The organism is Gordonia sp. (in: high G+C Gram-positive bacteria), assembly GCF_047600385.1.
GTDB lineage: Bacteria > Actinomycetota > Actinomycetes > Mycobacteriales > Mycobacteriaceae > Gordonia.
Map to the genome: position 1 here is coordinate 3,014,180 of NZ_JASGKZ010000001.1, position 17,254 is coordinate 3,031,433.

General features: G+C 68.2%; 15 protein-coding genes, 1 tRNA gene and 1 pseudogene. 13 read left to right on the forward strand and 4 right to left on the reverse strand.

Annotation, left to right across the window (positions count from 1 at the left end; genetic code table 11):
- Positions 1-106: 106 nt before the first annotated feature.
- The 4 genes and pseudogenes from QM809_RS13525 (at position 107) to QM809_RS13540 (ending at position 1,952) form a co-directional block, all read left to right on the forward strand.
- The gene (locus tag QM809_RS13525) at positions 107-643 is read left to right on the forward strand and encodes a hypothetical protein (RefSeq protein WP_415046271.1); all 537 of its coding nucleotides are present in this window, start codon (positions 107-109) and stop codon (positions 641-643) included.
- Positions 640-1,350, forward strand: a complete 711-nt coding sequence (locus QM809_RS13530; RefSeq protein WP_415046272.1) for a hypothetical protein — start codon at positions 640-642, stop codon at positions 1,348-1,350. The genes QM809_RS13525 and QM809_RS13530 overlap by 4 nt, the downstream gene beginning before the upstream one ends.
- 21 nt (positions 1,351-1,371) lie before the next feature.
- Positions 1,372-1,509: pseudogene (locus QM809_RS13535) on the forward strand (hypothetical protein); the annotation flags it as partial.
- 158 nt (positions 1,510-1,667) lie between these two features.
- Entirely contained in the window at positions 1,668-1,952 is a 285-nt protein-coding gene (locus QM809_RS13540; RefSeq protein WP_415046273.1) for a hypothetical protein, read from the forward strand.
- 20 nt (positions 1,953-1,972) lie between these two features.
- Here QM809_RS13540 and QM809_RS13545 read toward each other — a convergent pair whose 3' ends face one another.
- Positions 1,973-3,307, reverse strand: coding sequence for a M20/M25/M40 family metallo-hydrolase (locus tag QM809_RS13545; protein ID WP_415046274.1), 1,335 nt, complete (start codon positions 3,305-3,307; stop codon positions 1,973-1,975).
- A 97-nt stretch (positions 3,308-3,404) separates the two neighbouring features.
- On the opposite strand from QM809_RS13545, the gene QM809_RS13550 reads away from it, so the two are divergent.
- A tRNA-Leu gene (locus tag QM809_RS13550) sits at positions 3,405-3,490 on the forward strand.
- A 282-nt stretch (positions 3,491-3,772) separates the two neighbouring features.
- The gene (locus QM809_RS13555) at positions 3,773-4,315 is read left to right on the forward strand and encodes a YbhB/YbcL family Raf kinase inhibitor-like protein (protein WP_415046275.1); all 543 of its coding nucleotides are present in this window, start codon (positions 3,773-3,775) and stop codon (positions 4,313-4,315) included.
- Positions 4,316-4,606: 291 nt separating this feature from the next.
- On the opposite strand, the gene QM809_RS13560 is transcribed toward QM809_RS13555, so the two are convergent.
- The gene (locus tag QM809_RS13560; protein ID WP_415047092.1) at positions 4,607-5,707 is read right to left on the reverse strand and encodes a quinone-dependent dihydroorotate dehydrogenase; all 1,101 of its coding nucleotides are present in this window, start codon (positions 5,705-5,707) and stop codon (positions 4,607-4,609) included.
- Positions 5,708-5,782: 75 nt separating this feature from the next.
- A complete protein-coding gene (locus QM809_RS13565; RefSeq protein WP_415046276.1) occupies positions 5,783-6,829 on the reverse strand; it encodes a YncE family protein in 1,047 nt (348 codons plus the stop codon).
- Between the two features lie 104 nt (positions 6,830-6,933).
- On the opposite strand from QM809_RS13565, the gene QM809_RS13570 reads away from it, so the two are divergent.
- The 6 genes from QM809_RS13570 to QM809_RS13595 all read left to right on the forward strand — a co-directional run bounded on the left by QM809_RS13570 (position 6,934) and on the right by QM809_RS13595 (position 12,344).
- Entirely contained in the window at positions 6,934-7,830 is an 897-nt protein-coding gene (locus QM809_RS13570; protein ID WP_415047093.1) for an undecaprenyl-diphosphate phosphatase, read from the forward strand.
- 575 nt (positions 7,831-8,405) lie between these two features.
- The gene (locus tag QM809_RS13575) at positions 8,406-9,092 is read left to right on the forward strand and encodes an MSMEG_4193 family putative phosphomutase (protein ID WP_415046277.1); all 687 of its coding nucleotides are present in this window, start codon (positions 8,406-8,408) and stop codon (positions 9,090-9,092) included.
- Between the two features lie 77 nt (positions 9,093-9,169).
- On the forward strand, positions 9,170-9,886 hold the full coding sequence (locus tag QM809_RS13580; protein ID WP_415046278.1) for a DUF3090 domain-containing protein: 717 nt from the start codon (positions 9,170-9,172) through the stop codon (positions 9,884-9,886).
- Complete coding sequence (locus tag QM809_RS13585) at positions 9,883-10,710, forward strand: SCO1664 family protein (RefSeq protein ID WP_415046279.1); 828 nt, start codon at positions 9,883-9,885, stop codon at positions 10,708-10,710. The genes QM809_RS13580 and QM809_RS13585 overlap by 4 nt, the downstream gene beginning before the upstream one ends.
- A 61-nt stretch (positions 10,711-10,771) precedes the next feature.
- A complete protein-coding gene (gene mshC, locus QM809_RS13590; RefSeq protein ID WP_415046280.1) occupies positions 10,772-12,019 on the forward strand; it encodes a cysteine--1-D-myo-inosityl 2-amino-2-deoxy-alpha-D-glucopyranoside ligase in 1,248 nt (415 codons plus the stop codon).
- 10 nt (positions 12,020-12,029) lie between these two features.
- Positions 12,030-12,344: a hypothetical protein gene (locus QM809_RS13595; protein ID WP_415046281.1), complete on the forward strand. Its 315-nt coding sequence runs from the start codon at positions 12,030-12,032 to the stop codon at positions 12,342-12,344.
- A gap of 130 nt (positions 12,345-12,474) precedes the next feature.
- Here QM809_RS13595 and QM809_RS13600 read toward each other — a convergent pair whose 3' ends face one another.
- Entirely contained in the window at positions 12,475-13,344 is an 870-nt protein-coding gene (locus QM809_RS13600) for a PAC2 family protein (RefSeq protein ID WP_415046282.1), read from the reverse strand.
- A 51-nt stretch (positions 13,345-13,395) separates the two neighbouring features.
- Between QM809_RS13600 and metH the strand changes: the two genes are divergently transcribed.
- Positions 13,396-16,980: a methionine synthase gene (gene metH / locus QM809_RS13605; protein WP_415046283.1), complete on the forward strand. Its 3,585-nt coding sequence runs from the start codon at positions 13,396-13,398 to the stop codon at positions 16,978-16,980.
- Positions 16,981-17,254 lie beyond the last annotated feature (274 nt).

A 17,254-nucleotide genomic window follows, 5' to 3' on the forward strand; every position in this document is an offset into this window, starting at 1 on the left:
CATGTAACCACAATCTTTCCTCTGGATTCTCATGCAACTTCATTATACGTCGGCCCCTCCTATTCCTGACACGAACCCGGCTGACGGTGGACTGGAACGACTCTCCGTGGCCGACGCTGAACTCCGTTACGCATTGGGTGCGGAACTATGCGTCACCGCGGACAACGATTCTGATGTCAAGCCGTTCTACGAACAGTGGTCACTGCATATCCGTCCTGGCTTCAGCGGTGTTGACGACTGCTATGTCACGGCCTACTACTACTACGAAGCCACGGGTACCCTCTCGCGCATAGCACGATTCGAGCCTCACGACCGTCGACTGTTCCTTGTCGAAGACACTGTCTACCTTTATGAAGACAACGAACTGCCCCATCAATCTGTAGATTCTGCGGGCCCCTCGGGGCATCTCACCGGAAGGGAGGGGAATGGTCAGGGTGCGTATCCGTACTACGAGAGCATAAAATCTATTCTAGAGGAGTCGGATCCGGCCCTCTATCAGGTAATAGACAATGCTGAAATAGTGGGAAGTGTCGATTATTGGCTGGTATTCGCGAAGGTGGATCCTTCGGGTGCATGGGCGGGATTTGGTAAACGGCAATTTAATATGACAGAAGCCCCATTTGGTCAAGGAGTTATTAAATGATTTTTAAAAGACATGAAATCAATGGAGATGGAGATTTTTTGGACCGTCAGATAAATTCTGCTGAGCCGAGCTTTGATTGGGCTGTTGAAATTATCGAAAAGAGACTATCGCCACTTTCTTATCGAAAGTATTCGACCCTAATGCAGTCTTTTGCGAGATTCGGATTTGTCGTCGATCCATCGGGAGGGGAAGAGAAGACTCGAATTTTATCCCGGAATGCTGTTCGGATGACTTACATTCTGTTCATCGCATTTACGCGAGATCAAGGAAGCTGGTTTTCTGCAAAAGTGGGTAAAAGGGATATTGAGTTTCCTGCAGTGGGTCTTGCGGCAGAGGCCTCGGTATCTGACTGGTTATCTGGATACTGGTGGTCGCGAATATCCCATGATGCAACTTTTCAGAAAGTGATGTTAAAGATCGACCCAGACAGCCTGATATGTAGAGCAGGAGGAGGTGATGATCACCGGAAGATCCTTATTAGAGCTCTCCAGGCTCGTGCGCGAGGTAAAATTGAATGGATTGATCTAGTCAAAGAGGCGATTGATGCCGTAGAATCCTCGCCTACTGAAGTATGGGAAGAATCCCACTATCTCGACTTGCCGGTAATGGCGCTTTTACTTGGAATTGGGGATCAGGAAGATTTCACTCAGATGCTTGCCACTGCGATCAAATTGCATTGCGATTACTACTCGGAAAGTGAGCATTGACGATCACTATCGTCCGGATTCGTCTCGATTCCCCTATTGGCGGTTTGCTCTATGGCCATTGATTCAGGAATTAGTATTGACGTTGAGGCGGATTACCTGCCCCAGTATTTACTTGATCATCCAGCTTGGATGTTTGAGCTTGACAATATGTCTGAGTAGGGGTGGGGGAATTGAATTTAATTCCTGATATCACTGACTTTATTTAGATTAATTTTCTTATTTAACGAAGGCGTCTCGTGCGTCACCGCCAAGAAGGTTTACCGTACTATTCTCATGTCGGAGTTCCGGAAGCGCGTATCGATGCGCATGCGGTTCCGATGACGGGTCCGTGGTCGCCGGCGATCGAGTTGGAGAAGCTTCGGGAGACGAGTCAAGTCACCGAGCCGGTGGATCTCCAGCTGGACGTCGACGGGGGTTGGGGGTCGCAGACCTTCTTGATCCGCGGGTGGGGTGTGAACCAGACCGTCATGGCCCTCCCGTATCGGGAGGATGCGCCGCCGGTCGCGCTCACGATGGAACTGTTCACCCCGGATCGGCATTATCTCGACCTGTCGCCGGAGTTCTCCGACGCGATCGAACAGATCGACGTCGCCGAGAAGTAGCCGGGGAAACGTTCCGCGGGTCAGGAATGCATCAGGAAGTGCTCCAGCACCTCGGTGCCGAACAGCACCGCATCCACCGGGACCCGCTCGTCGATCCCGTGGAAGAGCGCGGCGAAATCCAGTTCGGGCGGCAGCCGCAGGGGAGCGAAACCGAAGCAGCGGATCCCGAGCTTGGCGAACGCCTTGGCGTCCGTCCCCCCGGACAGCATGTACGGGACGGTGCGGCCCTGCGGGTCGTGCGCCAGGACGGCGTCGTTCATGGCGTCCACCAGGTGGCCGTCGAACGTCGTCTCCACCGCGTCCAGCCGAGTGATCCACTCGCGGGTGACGTTCGGGCCGATCAACTCGTCGATGGTCGCCTCGAACTCGGCCTGGCGGCCGGGGAGCACACGGCAGTCGATCACCGCCTCGGCGCGCTGCGGGATCACATTGGCCTTGTAGCCGGCGCTCAGCATGGTCGGATTCGCGGTGTCCCGAAGCGTGGCGCCGATGATCCGGGCCAGGTTCCCGATCTTGAACAGCGCGGTCTCCAAGTCCGGGGTGTCCGGGTTGAAGTCCAGGCCGGTCTCCTCCGAGAGCGCGGCGAGGAACTCCGCGACAGACTCCGTCATCACCAACGGGAACGTGTGCGCACCGATCCGGGCGACGGCGGCAGCCACCTCGGTCACCGCGTTGTGGTCGTGCAGGAACGAACCGTGCCCGGCCCGCCCCTCGGCGGTGAGCCGCATCCAGGCCAGGCCCTTCTCGGCGGTCTCCACCAGATACAGGCGCTTCACCTCGCCGTCGGGCCGGTCGACGGTCAGCGAGAACCCGCCGACCTCGCCGACCGCCTCGGTGACGCCGTCGAACAGATCCGGACGATGCTCCACCAGCCAGTGCGAGCCCCACTTCCCGCCGGCCTCCTCGTCCGCCAGGAACGCGAACACGATGTCGCGGGGCGGCACCACGCCGTCACGCTTGAACTGTCGGGCCAGAGCCAGCACCATGCCGGCCATGTCCTTCATGTCGACCGCGCCGCGCCCCCAGATGTAGCCGTCGCGGACGGCCCCGGAGAACGGGTCCACGCTCCAGTCCTCGGCGGCGGCCGGAACGACGTCGAGGTGCACGTGCACCAGGAGAGCGCCGCGCTCGCCGTCGGGCGGGCCCGCGAGCCGCGCGAACACGTTGCCGCGCCCCGGCCGGCCGGATTCGACGTACTCGGTGACGTAGCCGACCTCCTCCAGCAGCTGCGCCACCCACTTCGCACAGTCCTCCTCACCACGGGTGGTCTCGGGCTCTCCGGTGTTCGACGTGTCGAACCGGATCAACCGGCTCACGAGGTCCACCACTTCGTCGGTCGCGCGGGGTGCAGTCACCCCTCCATTCAAGCCTATGACCGGCCGATTTGGGATCTGCGGCGTCGTCTGGTTAAAGTAACCAGGCGCACTGCGAGAGCGGGACGCGAAAGAGCAAGTCCGAGTGGCGGAATGGCAGACGCGCTAGCTTGAGGTGCTAGTGTCCTATTAACGGACGTGGGGGTTCAAGTCCCCCCTCGGACACTCAGATTCAGCCCCGATTCCCAGATGGGAACCGGGGCTGAACTGCATCCATGGGTCTGTGGTGACCTTGGTCCAGGTTCGGTCGACGTCCTCTCCGGCGGCCAGGTCGACGCGCAGGCGGGTCACCGCACCCGACCGTCTCCGACACCGCGGCAGCGGGCGGTACTCGGTGCGGCCCCGTACGACCGGCTGAGCGCGTAATGGTGCGGACCGCGAGCCCGCGGAGTAAGCATGGATACGGAACATGTTGCTGTCATGTCGCAGAGAAAAGGACACAGTCTGGTGACCGACCACAATCCGTACGACGACCTCCCGGTGCTCCCGGAGATCACCGTGACCTCGGAGACGTTCTCCGAAGGCCAGACCCTGCCCCTGCCGCAGGCGTCGGCGATCTTCGGCGCCGGCGGCGAGGACGAGTCCCCGCAACTGAGCTGGTCGGGTTTCCCGGCCGAGACCAAGAGCTTCGCCGTCACCGTGTACGACCCCGACGCCCCCACCGCCTCCGGTTTCTGGCACTGGGCCGTCGCCGACATCCCCGCCTCGGTCACCTCGCTGCCGCTCGGCGCGGGCTCCCCGGACTCGGCCGCGCTGCCCGACCAGGCGGTCGTGCTGAACAACGACGCCGGACTCGCCCAGTTCGTCGGTGCGGGCCCGCCTCCCGGACACGGCCCGCACCGGTACTTCTTCGTCGTGCACGCGGTCGACGTCGAATCGCTGGACCTGCCTGCGGGCGCCACCCCGGCGTTCCTCGGCTTCAACCTGTTCTCGCACGCGATCGCCCGGGGCGTTCTGACGGGCGTCTTCGAACAGCCCGGCGACGAGTGACCTGAACGGTTCCGTCCCGGAAACCGACACCGGCCCGGACACCTGACTTTCAGGTGTCCGGGCCGGTGTCGTTCGCGGTCGGCTCAGAGGTCTCGACTTCGCTCGACCGGCGTAGCGGGGGACTCAGGCGGTGAGAGGGTGGTCTCGACTTCGCTCGACCAGCGAGAGGAGGCTCGACCAGCGAGGGGGACTCGACCAGCAAGGGGGACTCGACTAGCAAGGGGGACTCGACCAGCGAGAGAGGGATCGATCAGCGAGAGGAGGATCGATCAGCCGGCGAGGGGGCGCCGGTCAGACGGCGGCGGAGCCGACCGCCTCCGACAGACTCGCGAAACCGCCGGCGCGCAGGCGCGCCGCGATGCCGTCGTTGAGCTCCTTGAGCCACACCGGTCCGCCGTAGATGAACCCGGTGTAGACCTGCAGCAGGCTCGCGCCCGCGCAGATGCGCTCCCACGCCTCGTCGGCGGTCTCGATGCCGCCGACGCTCACCAGCGTCACCCGGCCGCCCACACGCGCGTGCAGACGGCGCAGCACCTCCAACGACCGGGCCTTGACCGGACGCCCGGACAGGCCGCCCGCGCCGATCTCCGCCACCTCGGCGCCCGGGGTGTTCAGGCCGGCGCGACTGATGGTGGTGTTGGTGGCGACGATCCCGGCCAGCCCCAGTTCGACGGCCAGATCGGCGACCGCGTCGACGTCGTCGTCGGACAGATCCGGGGCGATCTTCACCAGCACCGGGACCTGCGCCACCTCCTGCACGGCCGCCAGGATCGGCCGCAGCGACTCCACGGCCTGCAGGTCACGCAGCCCCGGGGTGTTGGGCGAGCTCACGTTCACCACCACGAAGTCGGCGAGCGGGCCGAGGAGCCGTGCACTGAACCGGTAGTCGGCGATGGCGTCGTCGACCGGCACCACCTTGGTCTTGCCGATGTTGGCGCCGATCGGCACCCGACGCGGCCCCGGACGCGGCTCGGCGAGTTTGAGCGCCGCGGACTCGGCACCCGGGTTGTTGAAGCCCATCCGGTTGATCAGCGCCTTGTCGGCGGGCAGCCGGAACAGTCGCGGCTGCGGATTGCCCGGCTGCTCCCGCCCGGTGATGGTGCCGATCTCGGCGTAACCGAAACCGATCTGGCCCCACACGTTCACCGCCTCGGCGGACTTGTCGAAACCGGCGGCCAGCCCGATCGGGGCGGGGAAGTCGACGCCGAAGACCCGTGAACGCAGGATCTCGTCGCGCGGCGCCAACAGCGCGGCGACCAGCGACCGCACCACCGGCGTCCGGCCGGTGAAGCGCAACACGTGCGCGATGATCCGGTGGATCCGCTCCGGCGGGATCAGGAACATCAGCTTCAGCAGCGGCGGGTACAGCACTCGGTTGAGGACGCCCAGCACGCGGCCCGACCGGCGCGGGGCGGGCGGGGGACCCGACGGTGCGGGGGAGGAAGAGTCGGTCACGGGTCGGGCTCCTTATCGGGCGGCGTCGACGTCGGCCGGTGCGACCACCTGGAGGCCGTCGCCGCGCGCAGAGAACAGATACAGGGTGCCGTCGGTCGGATCGACGGCGATCGACGACACCTGGCCGACCGTCGGGATCCGGACCTGCTGGCGGGGTTCGCCGGAGGCGAGGTCGTAAGCGAGGGCCTGGTTGTCCCCCGTGGTGGCGACCCAGGCGAGGCCGCGTGCGACGTCGTAGGCGACGGCGTACGGGCTGTGCGCGACGGGGAACCGGAAGCGCATGACGATCGGTTGACCGAAGAAGCCCAGGAGCTCGTCGTCGCGGGTGTTCGAGGCGATCACCCGACCGGCCGGGTCGACGACGGCATTGGTGACGCCGTTGCCCGCGCGGAGCGCCGCCTTCACCTCACCGGAGTCGACGTCGATCGGGGTGACGCTCGACTGCGCCCGATCGACCACCGTCACCTGGCCGGCGACCGCCGACTTCTCGGGGGCCACCAGGATCCGGTCCACGCTCACGAACGAGTGGATGTCGCGTTCGCGCTCGCCGGCGCGGGTGAACACCAGTACGTGACCGCTCGCGGTGCCCACCAGATAGCGGCCGTCGTCGGCGACGGCCACGCTGATCGGATCCCGGCCGAGGTCGGCGGCCACGGTGCGGACGGCGCCGTCGCGGGCGATCAGATCGAAACCGGTCGGGGAGACCGCGACGAATCCGTCGCCGTCGGCGGCCAGCGCCGTCGCCTTCGGACGGCCCGAGACCTCCCGCGGCGCGGGCGCCCCGCCGGCCGGTGCGCCGTACAGGCGCACCACGCCGTCGGCGCCGAGCACCGCTGCGGTGCCGCCGACCAGCACGAGCGACGCCGGACCGACCGGACCGAGCGCGGGCACGACGGTCCCGGCCGGTCGACCCGAGTCCGGCGGGGACGCCGCCGGGGTGGCCGGGACGACGGTGGCGACGTCGCCGGGACCGTCACCGTCGTCGCTGCCGCACGCGGCCAAGGGGAGGGTCAGTGCCAGGGCGGTGACCGCCGCGGCGATTCTGGATCGGGCACGCATGCCTCCATCTTGCGCGAGTGCTCCGTCGCGGCGCGCGGTGGGGCGCACCCGATGTGACATGGAGCCTGCTCTCATTACCGGTACAGTGGGCGCTCGTGACCGACATGACCTGGGCCCAGTCCATCGTCCTCGGAGCAGTCCAGGGACTGACCGAGTTCCTTCCGATCAGCTCGTCCGGGCACATGCGGATCGTCTCGGAGCTGTGGTTCGGCGACGACGCCGGCGCCTCGTTCACCGCGGTGAGCCAGCTCGGCACCGAACTGGCCGTGCTCGTCTACTTCGCCAAGGACATCTGGCGGATCCTGCAGGCCTGGTTCGCCGGCGTGGGATACGTGCTCAAGGACACGATCCGGCGGCGGACTCCGGACCTGGCGAAACGCATGAACCTCTGGGTCGGCCCCGATCCCCGAGGCCTCGATTACCGGATCGGCTGGTACGTGATCCTCGCGACCATCCCGATCGGAGTGCTGGGGCTGCTGTTCAAGGACCAGATCCGCACGGCGGGCCGCAACCTGTGGCTGGTCGCGATCGTCCTGATCGTGTTCTCCTTCGTGTTCATCGCCGCCGAACGGTTCGCCTCGCAGCGTCGCCCGCTGGAGCAGCTGACCACCAAGGACGCGATCGTCATGGGCCTGGCGCAGTGCCTGGCGCTCATTCCCGGCGTCTCGCGGTCGGGAGCCACGGCCAGCGCGGGCCTGTTCCTGGGCGTGACCCGCGAAGCCGCGTTCCGGTTCTCATTCCTGATCGCCATCCCCGCGGTCCTCGCATCCGGTCTGTTCAGCCTCCCGGACGCCTTCGAACCGAGCGGCGAAGGGCTGTCGGCCTCCGGCCCCCAGATCGTCGTCGCCACGTTCATCGCGTTCGTACTCGGCTACGCGTCGATCGCGTGGCTGCTCAAGTTCGTCGGCAACCACTCGCTGACGTGGTTCGCCGGCTACCGGGTGATCCTGGGCAGCGTGATCCTGATCCTGCTCGCGACGGGGACCGTCGCCGCGAACTGATCGTCGTCGTCGGTGGCGGTGGCGTCGTCGGTATCGCGGGCGCGGGCGTGTCGCGTTCCCTCTTCCGCGTCGCGTGCGAAGGACGATGCGCGACACGGAACAGGAGTCGCGACACGCCGCCCTCCCGAATGCCCTTCGGGGGAGCGGGAGCGTCGACGTCGAGTGCGCGGGAGACTTTGACACGACTTCGTCACTTCGTTCCTCAGTCGGCTCGGCCCTCGGATGTCGACGTTCGACGACGCGGTGCTTCACCGCCGTGACGAGTCGCCCCCTGCTCGGCGGTCGGGCGTGTCGCGTTCTCTCTTCCGTGTCGCGTGCGAAGGACGACGCGCGACACGGAGCAGGAGCCGCGACACGCCGCCCTCCGGGAAAACACGACGCCCTCCGGGGAGAAGAGGAGCCGCGACACGGAAGAGGAGTCGCGACACGCCTGGCCCAAGGGGAGTCGGGCGCAGGAGCCGTGACACGACCGGTGACGGGGAGCGGCACACGCGGCACCGAACGACGCGGGACGACGCAGGAGCTCGCGTCGAAGCCCGACCGTCCGGCGCCGCCCGCCCCGTAGGCTGGCGGGCATGACGGTGATCCTGGTCCGCCACGGGCGATCGACGGGCAATGTCTCCGGACTCCTCTCGGGGCGCACCCCCGGCGTCGGTCTGGAGGAGAAGGGCATCGCGCAGGCCGCCGCGCTGCCCGAGCGCCTCGCCGGCGTCCTCGACGAGGTGACCGCCGTGGTGCGCTCCCCGCTGCAACGATGCGCCGAGACCGTCGCTCCGCTGATGTCCGCGCTCGGCGACCGCGAGCGGGGCGTCCCGGAGATCGTCGACGATCGCCTCCTCGAAGTGGACTACGGCGACTGGACCGGGCGCCCGATCCGCGAACTGCTCACCGAACCGCTCTGGCAGGTGGTGCAGCAGCAGCCCTCGGCCGCGGTCTTCCCCGGCGGGGAGGGCCTGGCCGACGTGTCGCGGCGGGCCGGTGCGGCGATCCGCGAACTCGACCGCGTCCACGGCGGCGAACACGGTCACGGACTCTGGGTGGTCTGCTCGCACGGCGACGTCCTCAAGGCGATCATCGCCGACGCGCTCGGCATGCACCTGGACGCGTTCCAGCGGATCGTCGTCGAACCGGCGTCGATCAGCGTGATCCATTACGCCTCGGCGCGCCCGTACGTGCACTCCGTGAACAACGGCGGAACGCTGACCCCGCCGCCGCGCCCGGAGCAGGCCGGGGCGGTGGGCGGCGCCACGGGTGCGCCCTGACGCGCACGAACGCAGGCATGCGCGAGTACCGTTGAGTTCTCCACACAGACCACGACCCGTTCCGGAAGGGGAGAAGCGTGGCACGCAACATCCATGAGTTCCGGGAGCCGGAGCGCTTCGTCGCCGGCACCGTCGGGCAGCCGGGTGACCGCACCTTCTTCCTGCAGGTCACCGAGGGCGTGCAGACCGTCAGCGTGCAGATCGAGAAGCAGCAGGTGCTGATCCTGGCCGACCGCCTGGGCTACCTGCTCGACGAGGTGACCCGCAGATTCGGCACCGCCATGCCGCCCGAGGTGGCCGAGGCCGCCGACACCTCGCCGCTGACGATGCCGATCGACGCCGAGTTCCACGTCGGTTCGATGGGCCTGGGCTGGGACGCCGAGGCGTCGGCCGTCGTCGTCGAACTGCTGGCCGTGACCGACGACCCGATCGACGAGAACGTGATCCTCGACGACGCCGCCGAGGGCCCCGACACGGTCCGGATCTTCCTGACCGCCGCCGCGGCCCGCGAGTTCTCCGCCCGGTCCATGAAGGTGGTCGCCGCGGGCCGTCCGCTGTGCCCGCTGTGCAGCCAGCCGCTCGACGCCGACGGCCACATCTGCGCACGCAGCAACGGGTACAAGCGCGACACCGAGTTCAGTCGCTCGGTGGAGTTCGTCGACCCCGACGTGCTCGCCATGCTCGGCCGCCTGATCCCGGGCATCGACGCGACCTTCGAGAGCGAGGACGAGCAGAAGAGCGGCGACCGGGGGAACGACGAGCAGCGCGGCGACCCCGACGACGAGGACCGGTGACGTCGCCCGGCGCTCCGCGCGACGTCCGGCGTCTGCTCACCGACGGGGCGCTCTCGCTGGTCGGGCAGATCCCGTCGGCCAGCAACCTGACGCTGGTCTGCGACTCCACGCTCGACGACGACACCGCCCGCTGCGTCTACAAGCCGGTCCGCGGGGAGGCCCCGCTGTGGGACTTCCCGGACGGCACGCTCGCCGGCCGCGAAGTGGCCGCGCGGCTGATCGACGCCGCGCTCGGCTGGGATCTGATCCCGGAGACCGTGCTGCGCGAGCAGGGACCGCCCGGGGCGGAACTGGGCCCCGGCATGCTGCAGATCTGGATCGACGGCCCCGACGAGCCCGCCGGCCCCGAACCCGTCGAGATCTTCGACGCCGCCGAGATCCCCGCCGGTTACGCGCCGATCCTGCGGGCGCACGACGACGACGGCTCGGTGGTCGCGCTGGCCCACGCCACCGACGAGCGCCTGCATCGGCTCGCGGTGCTCGACGCGGTCCTGAACAACGCCGACCGCAAGGGCGGGCACATCCTGACCGACCGGGACGGACGGCTGTACGGGATCGACCACGGGCTCACGCTGCACACCGAACCCAAGCTGCGCACCGTCCTGTGGGGGTGGGCCGGGGCGCCCGCCGCGGCGGAACTGCGCGCGGACCTGGCCCGGCTCCGGACCCGACTGGCCGACGACACCGCGTTCCGGAAGACGTTGCGGGAGTCGATCTCCGAGGCGGAGGTCGACGCGCTCACGGCCCGGACGGCGGCGCTCGCCGACGGCCGGGAACTGCCGACGCCCCCGGATCGGCGGGCGATCCCCTGGCCGCTGTTCTGAGCCGCCCGCGGCGCCGACAGGCCCTCGTCGGCGCCCACACCAGATGGCCTAAAGTGCAAGCATGCATTCCTGGCCGTCGCCCACCGTCCCCGAGCTGCCCGGCACCGGACCCGCGCTACGCCTCCACGACACCGCCGACGCCCAGGTGAAGCCGGTCGCGCCGGGCCCGGTCGCGACCATGTACGTGTGCGGCATCACCCCGTACGACGCCACCCACCTCGGCCACGCCGCCACCTACCTCGCGTTCGACACGGTCAACCGCGTGCTCCGCGATCAGGGCCACGAGGTGCACTACGTGCAGAACATCACCGACGTCGACGATCCGCTCTTCGAGCGAGCCGAACGCGACGGCGTCGACTGGCGTGATCTGGGGACCCGCGAGATCGATCTGTTCCGCGCGGACATGACCGCGCTGCGGGTGCTCCCGCCGCGCGACTACGTCGGCGCGATGGAGTCGGTGGACGAGGTGATCGCCGCGGTGTCGGCGCTGCTCGACTCGGGTGCGGCCTACGTCGTCGACGACGCCGAGCACCCGGACGTCTACTTCCGCACCGACGCGACCCCGGTCTTCGGATACGAGTCGAACTACGACCGGGCGACGATGGAACGGTTCTTCGCCGAACGCGGCGGCGACCCCGACCGGCCCGGCAAGCGGGATCCGCTCGACGCCCTGCTGTGGCGAGCCGCCCGCGACGGCGAGCCGTCGTGGGCGGCGCCGTTCGGCGCGGGCCGCCCCGGCTGGCACATCGAGTGCTCGGCCATCGCGTTCAACCGTCTCGGCGAGGCCTTCGACATCCAGGGCGGCGGCAGCGACCTGATCTTCCCGCACCACGAGTACTCGGCCGCGCACGCCGAGGCGCTCAGCGGCGAGCGCCGCTTCGCCCGGCACTACGTGCACACCGGCATGATCGGGCTCGACGGCGAGAAGATGTCCAAGTCGCTCGGCAACCTGGTGAAGGTGTCGGTGCTGCGCGCCGAGGGCGTCGACCCGGCCGCGGTGCGACTCGGTCTGCTCGGCGGGCACTACCGCGCCGACCGGATGTGGACCGATGCGACGCTCACCGAGGCCGTCGACCGTCTCGACCGGTGGCGCCGCGCCGCCGCCGCGCCGGCCGGCCCGGACGCGGCCGGGACCGTCGACCGTCTCCGCGCCCACCTCGCCGACGACCTGGACACCCCGAAGGCGCTCGCCGCCGTCGACGGCTGGGCCACCGACGTGCTGCGCGGGATCGGCTCGGACGAGCAGGCTCCCGCGCTGATCGCTGCCGCCGTCGACGCGCTGCTCGGCGTGGACCTGCGGACCGGCTAGGGGATCGCGGGTGGCACGAGTGCAGGAGATCCCGGTGGACGCCGAGGCGGGCGTGTTCACCATCGTGACGCACACCTCGACCTACCTGGTCGACCTCGACGAGATGACGCTGCTGCGCGCCCCGGGCGTCGGCCGAGCCGACGCGCACCCGGAGACCTGGGAGGTCAGCGAGCTGCGGCGCGACTCGCAGGACATCCCGCTGCTGGGGATCCGGGAGTGCAAGGTCGGCGAGCCCGCCCAGTTCTGGGTGCGGGCCGTCGACGACCCGGACGTGCGGACCTGGCGGATCACCACCCCGGTCGTGGAGATCGAGAAGATCGGCTGACCTCTCTCACCGGTCGAGTCTTCTTCGATGGTCGAGCGGAGTCGAGACCCCCGGTGAGCGTTCGCCGGTCGCCTCCATCGGAGACTCGACTCGTCACCGCTCACGGGCCGGAGAGGAGAGGAGTGGGGGTTCACTCGCCGGGGTCGCGCCGCTGCAGGTATCTCTCGAACTCCGCGGCGAGGGTGTCGCCGTCCACCTCGGTGAGCGGCGCCGGAGACGTCGAGGGCACGTCCTCGCGCTCCTCCAGTTCGCGGACGTAACCGGCCATGTCCTCGTCGTCGGACATCATGCCGGTGACGGCCTCCTCCCAGCGGGCGGCCTGCTCGGGCAGCGTGCCCTCGGGAAGCCGCAGGCCGGTGATCTCGCGGACCCGGTGCAGCAGCGCCAGACTGGCCTTCGGATTCGGGGGCTGGCCGATGTAGTGGGGGACCGACGCCCACAGCGAGACGGCGGGGATCCCGGCCTGGATGAAGGCCTCCTGCAACACCCCGGTGATGCCGGTCGGACCCTCGTACTGGATCTTGGCGAGGTCGTAGCGGGCGGCCGAGTCGGCGTCGTACGCGGTGCCGCTGATGGGCACCGGACGCGTGTGCGGGGTGTCGGCGAGCAGAGAACCCAGGCCGATGCAGAACTCGACCTCCAGGGCCATCGCGATGTCGACGATCTCCCGGCAGAACGACCGCCACCGCAGGTTCGGCTCCAGACCCAGGACCAGGACCAGGTCGCGGTCGGCTTCGGGCAGGCGACAGTACGAGATCTCCGTCGACGGCCATTCCAGCCGCCGGGTGACTCCGTCGGTCTGGTGGACCACGGGCCGGGACGACTGGTAGTCGTAGTAGTCGTCCGGGTCGATGCCGTGCAGTGCGTCGGCATCACAGGTCAGAGCCACGTGCTCGATGGCGGCCGAGGCCGCGTCCCCGGCGTCGTTCCAGCCGCCGAACGCGGCGAGCAGGATCGGGCGGCGCAGCGTGGGCAGCGCATCGAGTGATTCAGACGTCACATCGACCAGCCTACGGTCAGCCCGAATCCGGGGCGAACTACCCTGGTATGCATGCCGATCACCCCTCCTGACGCCAGCCGGTACGACACGACCTTCCTCGAGGCGATGTCGCGGCGCGTATTGATCGGTGACGGGGCGATGGGAACCATGCTCCAGGCTGCGGACCTCTCCGTCGACGGCGACTTCCTCGGTCTGGAGGGATGCAACGAGATCCTCAACGACACCCGACCGGACGTGCTGGCCGACATCCACCGAAGGTACTTCGCCGCGGGCGCCGATGCGGTGGAAACCAACACCTTCGGCTGCAATCTCTCGAATCTGGGCGACTACGACATCGCCGACCGGATCCGCGAACTGGCCTACAAGGGCACCGCGATCGCCCGCGGCGTGGCCGACGAACTCGGGCCGTCCGACGACGGGACCGCCCGCTTCGTCCTCGGCTCGATCGGTCCGGGCACCAAACTCCCCAGCCTGGGTCACACCACCTTCCAGGTGATCCGCGACGCCTATCAGGAGTGCGTCCTGGGCATGCTCGACGGCGGCGCCGACGCCATCCTGATCGAGACCTGCCAGGACCTGCTCCAGCTCAAGGCCGCCGTGATCGCGGCGCGCCGGGCGATGACCGAACTCGACCGTCACCTGCCGATCATCACGCACGTCACGGTGGAGACCACCGGAACGATGCTGGTCGGCTCCGAGATCGGTGCGGCGCTGGCCGCGATCGAACCGCTCGGCGTCGACATGATCGGCCTCAACTGCGCCACCGGCCCGGCCGAGATGAGCGAGCATCTGCGCTACCTGTCCAAGCATTCGCGGCTGCCGGTGTCGGTGATGCCGAACGCGGGTCTGCCGGTCCTGGGCGCCCACGGCGCCGAGTACCCGCTGACGGCCCCGGAGATGGCGCAGGCGCTGTCGGGGTTCGTCCGCGAGTTCGGGCTGCAGTTCGTCGGCGGCTGCTGCGGCAGCACCCCCGAGCACATCCGGCAGGTGGCGGAGGCCGTCGCGCAGGTCACGCCCGCGCCGCGTCGCCCGGACCACGAGTCGGAGACGTCGTCGCTGTACACGGCGGTGCCGTTCGATCAGGACGCCAGCTTCCTGGTGATCGCCGAGCGCACCAACTCCAACGGCTCCAAGGCGTTCCGCGAGGCGATGATCGCCGAGGACTACCAGACGTGCCTGGAGACGGCCAAGGAGCAGACCCGCGACGGCGCGCACATGCTCGACCTCAACGTCGACTACGTGGGCCGCGACGGCGCCGCCGACATGACGGCGTTGGCCGGTCGGCTGGCCACGGCGTCGACCCTGCCGATCATGATCGACTCCACCGAACCGGACGTGATCCGCGCCGGTCTGGAGCATCTCGGCGGCCGCTGCGCGGTGAACTCGGTGAACTACGAGGACGGTGACGGCCCGGACTCGCGTTTCGTCAAGATCATGGAGCACGTCAGCGAGCACGGTGCGGCCGTGGTCGCCCTGACCATCGACGAGGAGGGGCAGGCGCGCACCGCCGACCACAAGGTCGCGATCGCCGAACGCCTGATCACCGACCTCCTCGACAACTGGGGGCTGGAGCAGGAGGACATCATCATCGATGCCCTCACCTTCCCCATCTCCACCGGTCAGGAGGAGGTCCGGCGCGACGGCATCGAGACCATCGAGGCCATCCGGCGCCTGCACGAGACGTACCCGCAGATCCACTTCACGCTGGGCATCTCGAACATCTCGTTCGGCCTGAACCCGGCCGCCCGCCAGGTGCTGAACTCGGTGTTCCTGCACGAGTGCGTGCAGGCCGGCCTGGACACCGCCATCGTGCACGCCTCCAAGATCCTGCCGATGGCGCGGATCCCGGACGAGCAGCGCGAGGTAGCGCTGGACCTGGTCTACGACCGCCGCCGCGAGGGGTACGACCCGCTGCAGAAGCTGATGGAGCTCTTCGAGGGCGTCTCGGCGGCCTCGGCGCGCGAATCCCGGGCCGCGGAACTGGCCGCGATGCCGCTGTTCGAGCGGCTGCAGGCCCGGATCGTCGACGGCGAACGCAACGGCCTGGTCGAGGACCTCGATGAGGCGCGCGCCCAGATCCCGCCGCTGGCGATCATCAACGACCACCTCCTGGCCGGTATGAAGACCGTCGGCGAGCTGTTCGGCTCGGGCCAGATGCAGCTGCCCTTCGTGCTGCAGTCCGCCGAGGTGATGAAGGCGGCCGTGGCCCACCTGGAACAGTTCATGGAGGCCACCGACGAGGACGGCAAGGGCCGCATCGTGCTGGCCACCGTCAAGGGCGACGTCCACGACATCGGCAAGAACCTGGTCGACATCATCCTCTCGAACAACGGCTACGACGTCGTCAACATCGGCATCAAGCAGCCGATCGCCACCATCCTGTCGGTGGCCGAGGAGCACAGTGCCGACGTGATCGGCATGTCCGGGCTGCTGGTGAAGTCGACGGTGGTGATGAAGGAGAACCTCGAGGAGATGAACGCCCGGGGCAAGAGCGAGTTCCCCGTGCTCCTCGGCGGCGCCGCCCTCACCCGCACCTACGTCGAGGGCGACCTCGCCGAGATCTACGAGGGCGACGTCCGCTACGCCCGCGACGCCTTCGAGGGCCTGACCCTGATGGACGAGCTGATGGCGCTCAAACGCGGCGAGGGCCCCGACCCGGACAGCGAGGAGGCCAAGGCCGCCGCGGCCAAGGTGGCCGAACGGAAGGCCCGGCGCGAGCGGTCCAAGCGGATCGCCGAGAAGCGCAAGGCCGCCGAGGTCCCCGTCGAGGTGCCCGAGCGCTCCGACGTCGCCACCGACAACGAGACGCCGACCCCGCCGTTCTGGGGCACCCGCATCGTCAAGGGCATCCCGGTGGCCGACTACTCGACGCTGCTCGACGAACGCGCCCTGTTCCTGGGCCAGTGGGGGCTGCGCGGCACCCGCGGCACCGACGGCCCGGACTACGACGAGCTCGTGGAGACCGAGGGCCGTCCGCGTCTGCGCTACTGGATCGACCGACTCGCGACCGCGGGCATCCTGGCGCACGCCGCCGTCGTCTACGGCTACTTCCCGGCCGTCAGCGAGGGCGACACGGTGCACGTGCTCACCGAACCCGACCCCGACGCACCCGTCCGGTACAGCTTCGAGTTCCCGCGTCAGCAGCGCACCCGGTTCCTGTGCATCGCCGACTTCATCAAGTCCCGTGCCCAGGCGAAGGCCGAGGGCCGGGTGGACGTCCTGCCGTTCCAGCTGGTCACCATGGGTCAGCCGATCGCCGACTTCGCCAACGAACTGTTCGCCGCGAACTCCTACCGCGACTACCTGGAGGTGCACGGCATCGGCGTGCAGCTGACCGAGGCGCTCGCCGAGTACTGGCACCAGCGGGTGCGCAGCGAACTCGCGTTCACCGGCGGCAGTGCGGCCGACGACGACCCCGACGCCGCCCAGGGCTTCTTCGACCTCGAATACCGGGGTGCGCGCTACTCGTTCGGTTACGGTGCGTGCCCGAACCTGGAGGACCGCGCCAAGATGATCGACCTGCTGGAGCCGGAGCGCATCGGCGTCGAGCTCTCGGAGGAGTTGCAGCTGCATCCGGAGCAGTCGACGGATGCGTTCGTGCTGCACCACCCGGAGGCCAAGTACTTCAACACGTAGACCGAGGTGGTCTCGACTCCGCTCGACCAGCGAGAAACGACGCCTTCGCCGGTCGAACCTCCTCCGCCGGTCGAACCTCCTCCGCCGGTCGAACCTCCTTCGCCGGTCGAGCGGCCCCTCCGCCGGTTGAGCTGCCCTTCGGTGGTTGAGCCGCCCTTCGGTGGTCGAGCGGCCTCTCGCTGGTCGAGCGGAGTCGAGACCGAACCACTCGCCGGTCGAGCCCCCTTCGGTGGTCGAGCCTCCTTCGGTGGTCGAGCGGAGTCGAGACCTGTCC

Excerpts from the sequence above, each read along its gene's own strand:
- QM809_RS13540 (WP_415046273.1), top strand. The coding sequence starts at position 1,668 with ATGACGGGTCCGTGGTCGCCGGCGATCGAGTTGGAGAAGCTTCGGGAG.
- QM809_RS13575 (WP_415046277.1), top strand. The coding sequence starts at position 8,406 with ATGACGGTGATCCTGGTCCGCCACGGGCGATCGACGGGCAATGTCTCC.
- mshC (WP_415046280.1), top strand. The coding sequence starts at position 10,772 with ATGCATTCCTGGCCGTCGCCCACCGTCCCCGAGCTGCCCGGCACCGGA.
- metH (WP_415046283.1), top strand. The coding sequence starts at position 13,396 with ATGCCGATCACCCCTCCTGACGCCAGCCGGTACGACACGACCTTCCTC.
- QM809_RS13565 (WP_415046276.1), bottom strand. The coding sequence starts at position 6,829 with ATGCGTGCCCGATCCAGAATCGCCGCGGCGGTCACCGCCCTGGCACTG.
- QM809_RS13530 (WP_415046272.1), top strand. The coding sequence starts at position 640 with ATGATTTTTAAAAGACATGAAATCAATGGAGATGGAGATTTTTTGGAC.
- QM809_RS13570 (WP_415047093.1), top strand. The coding sequence starts at position 6,934 with ATGACCTGGGCCCAGTCCATCGTCCTCGGAGCAGTCCAGGGACTGACC.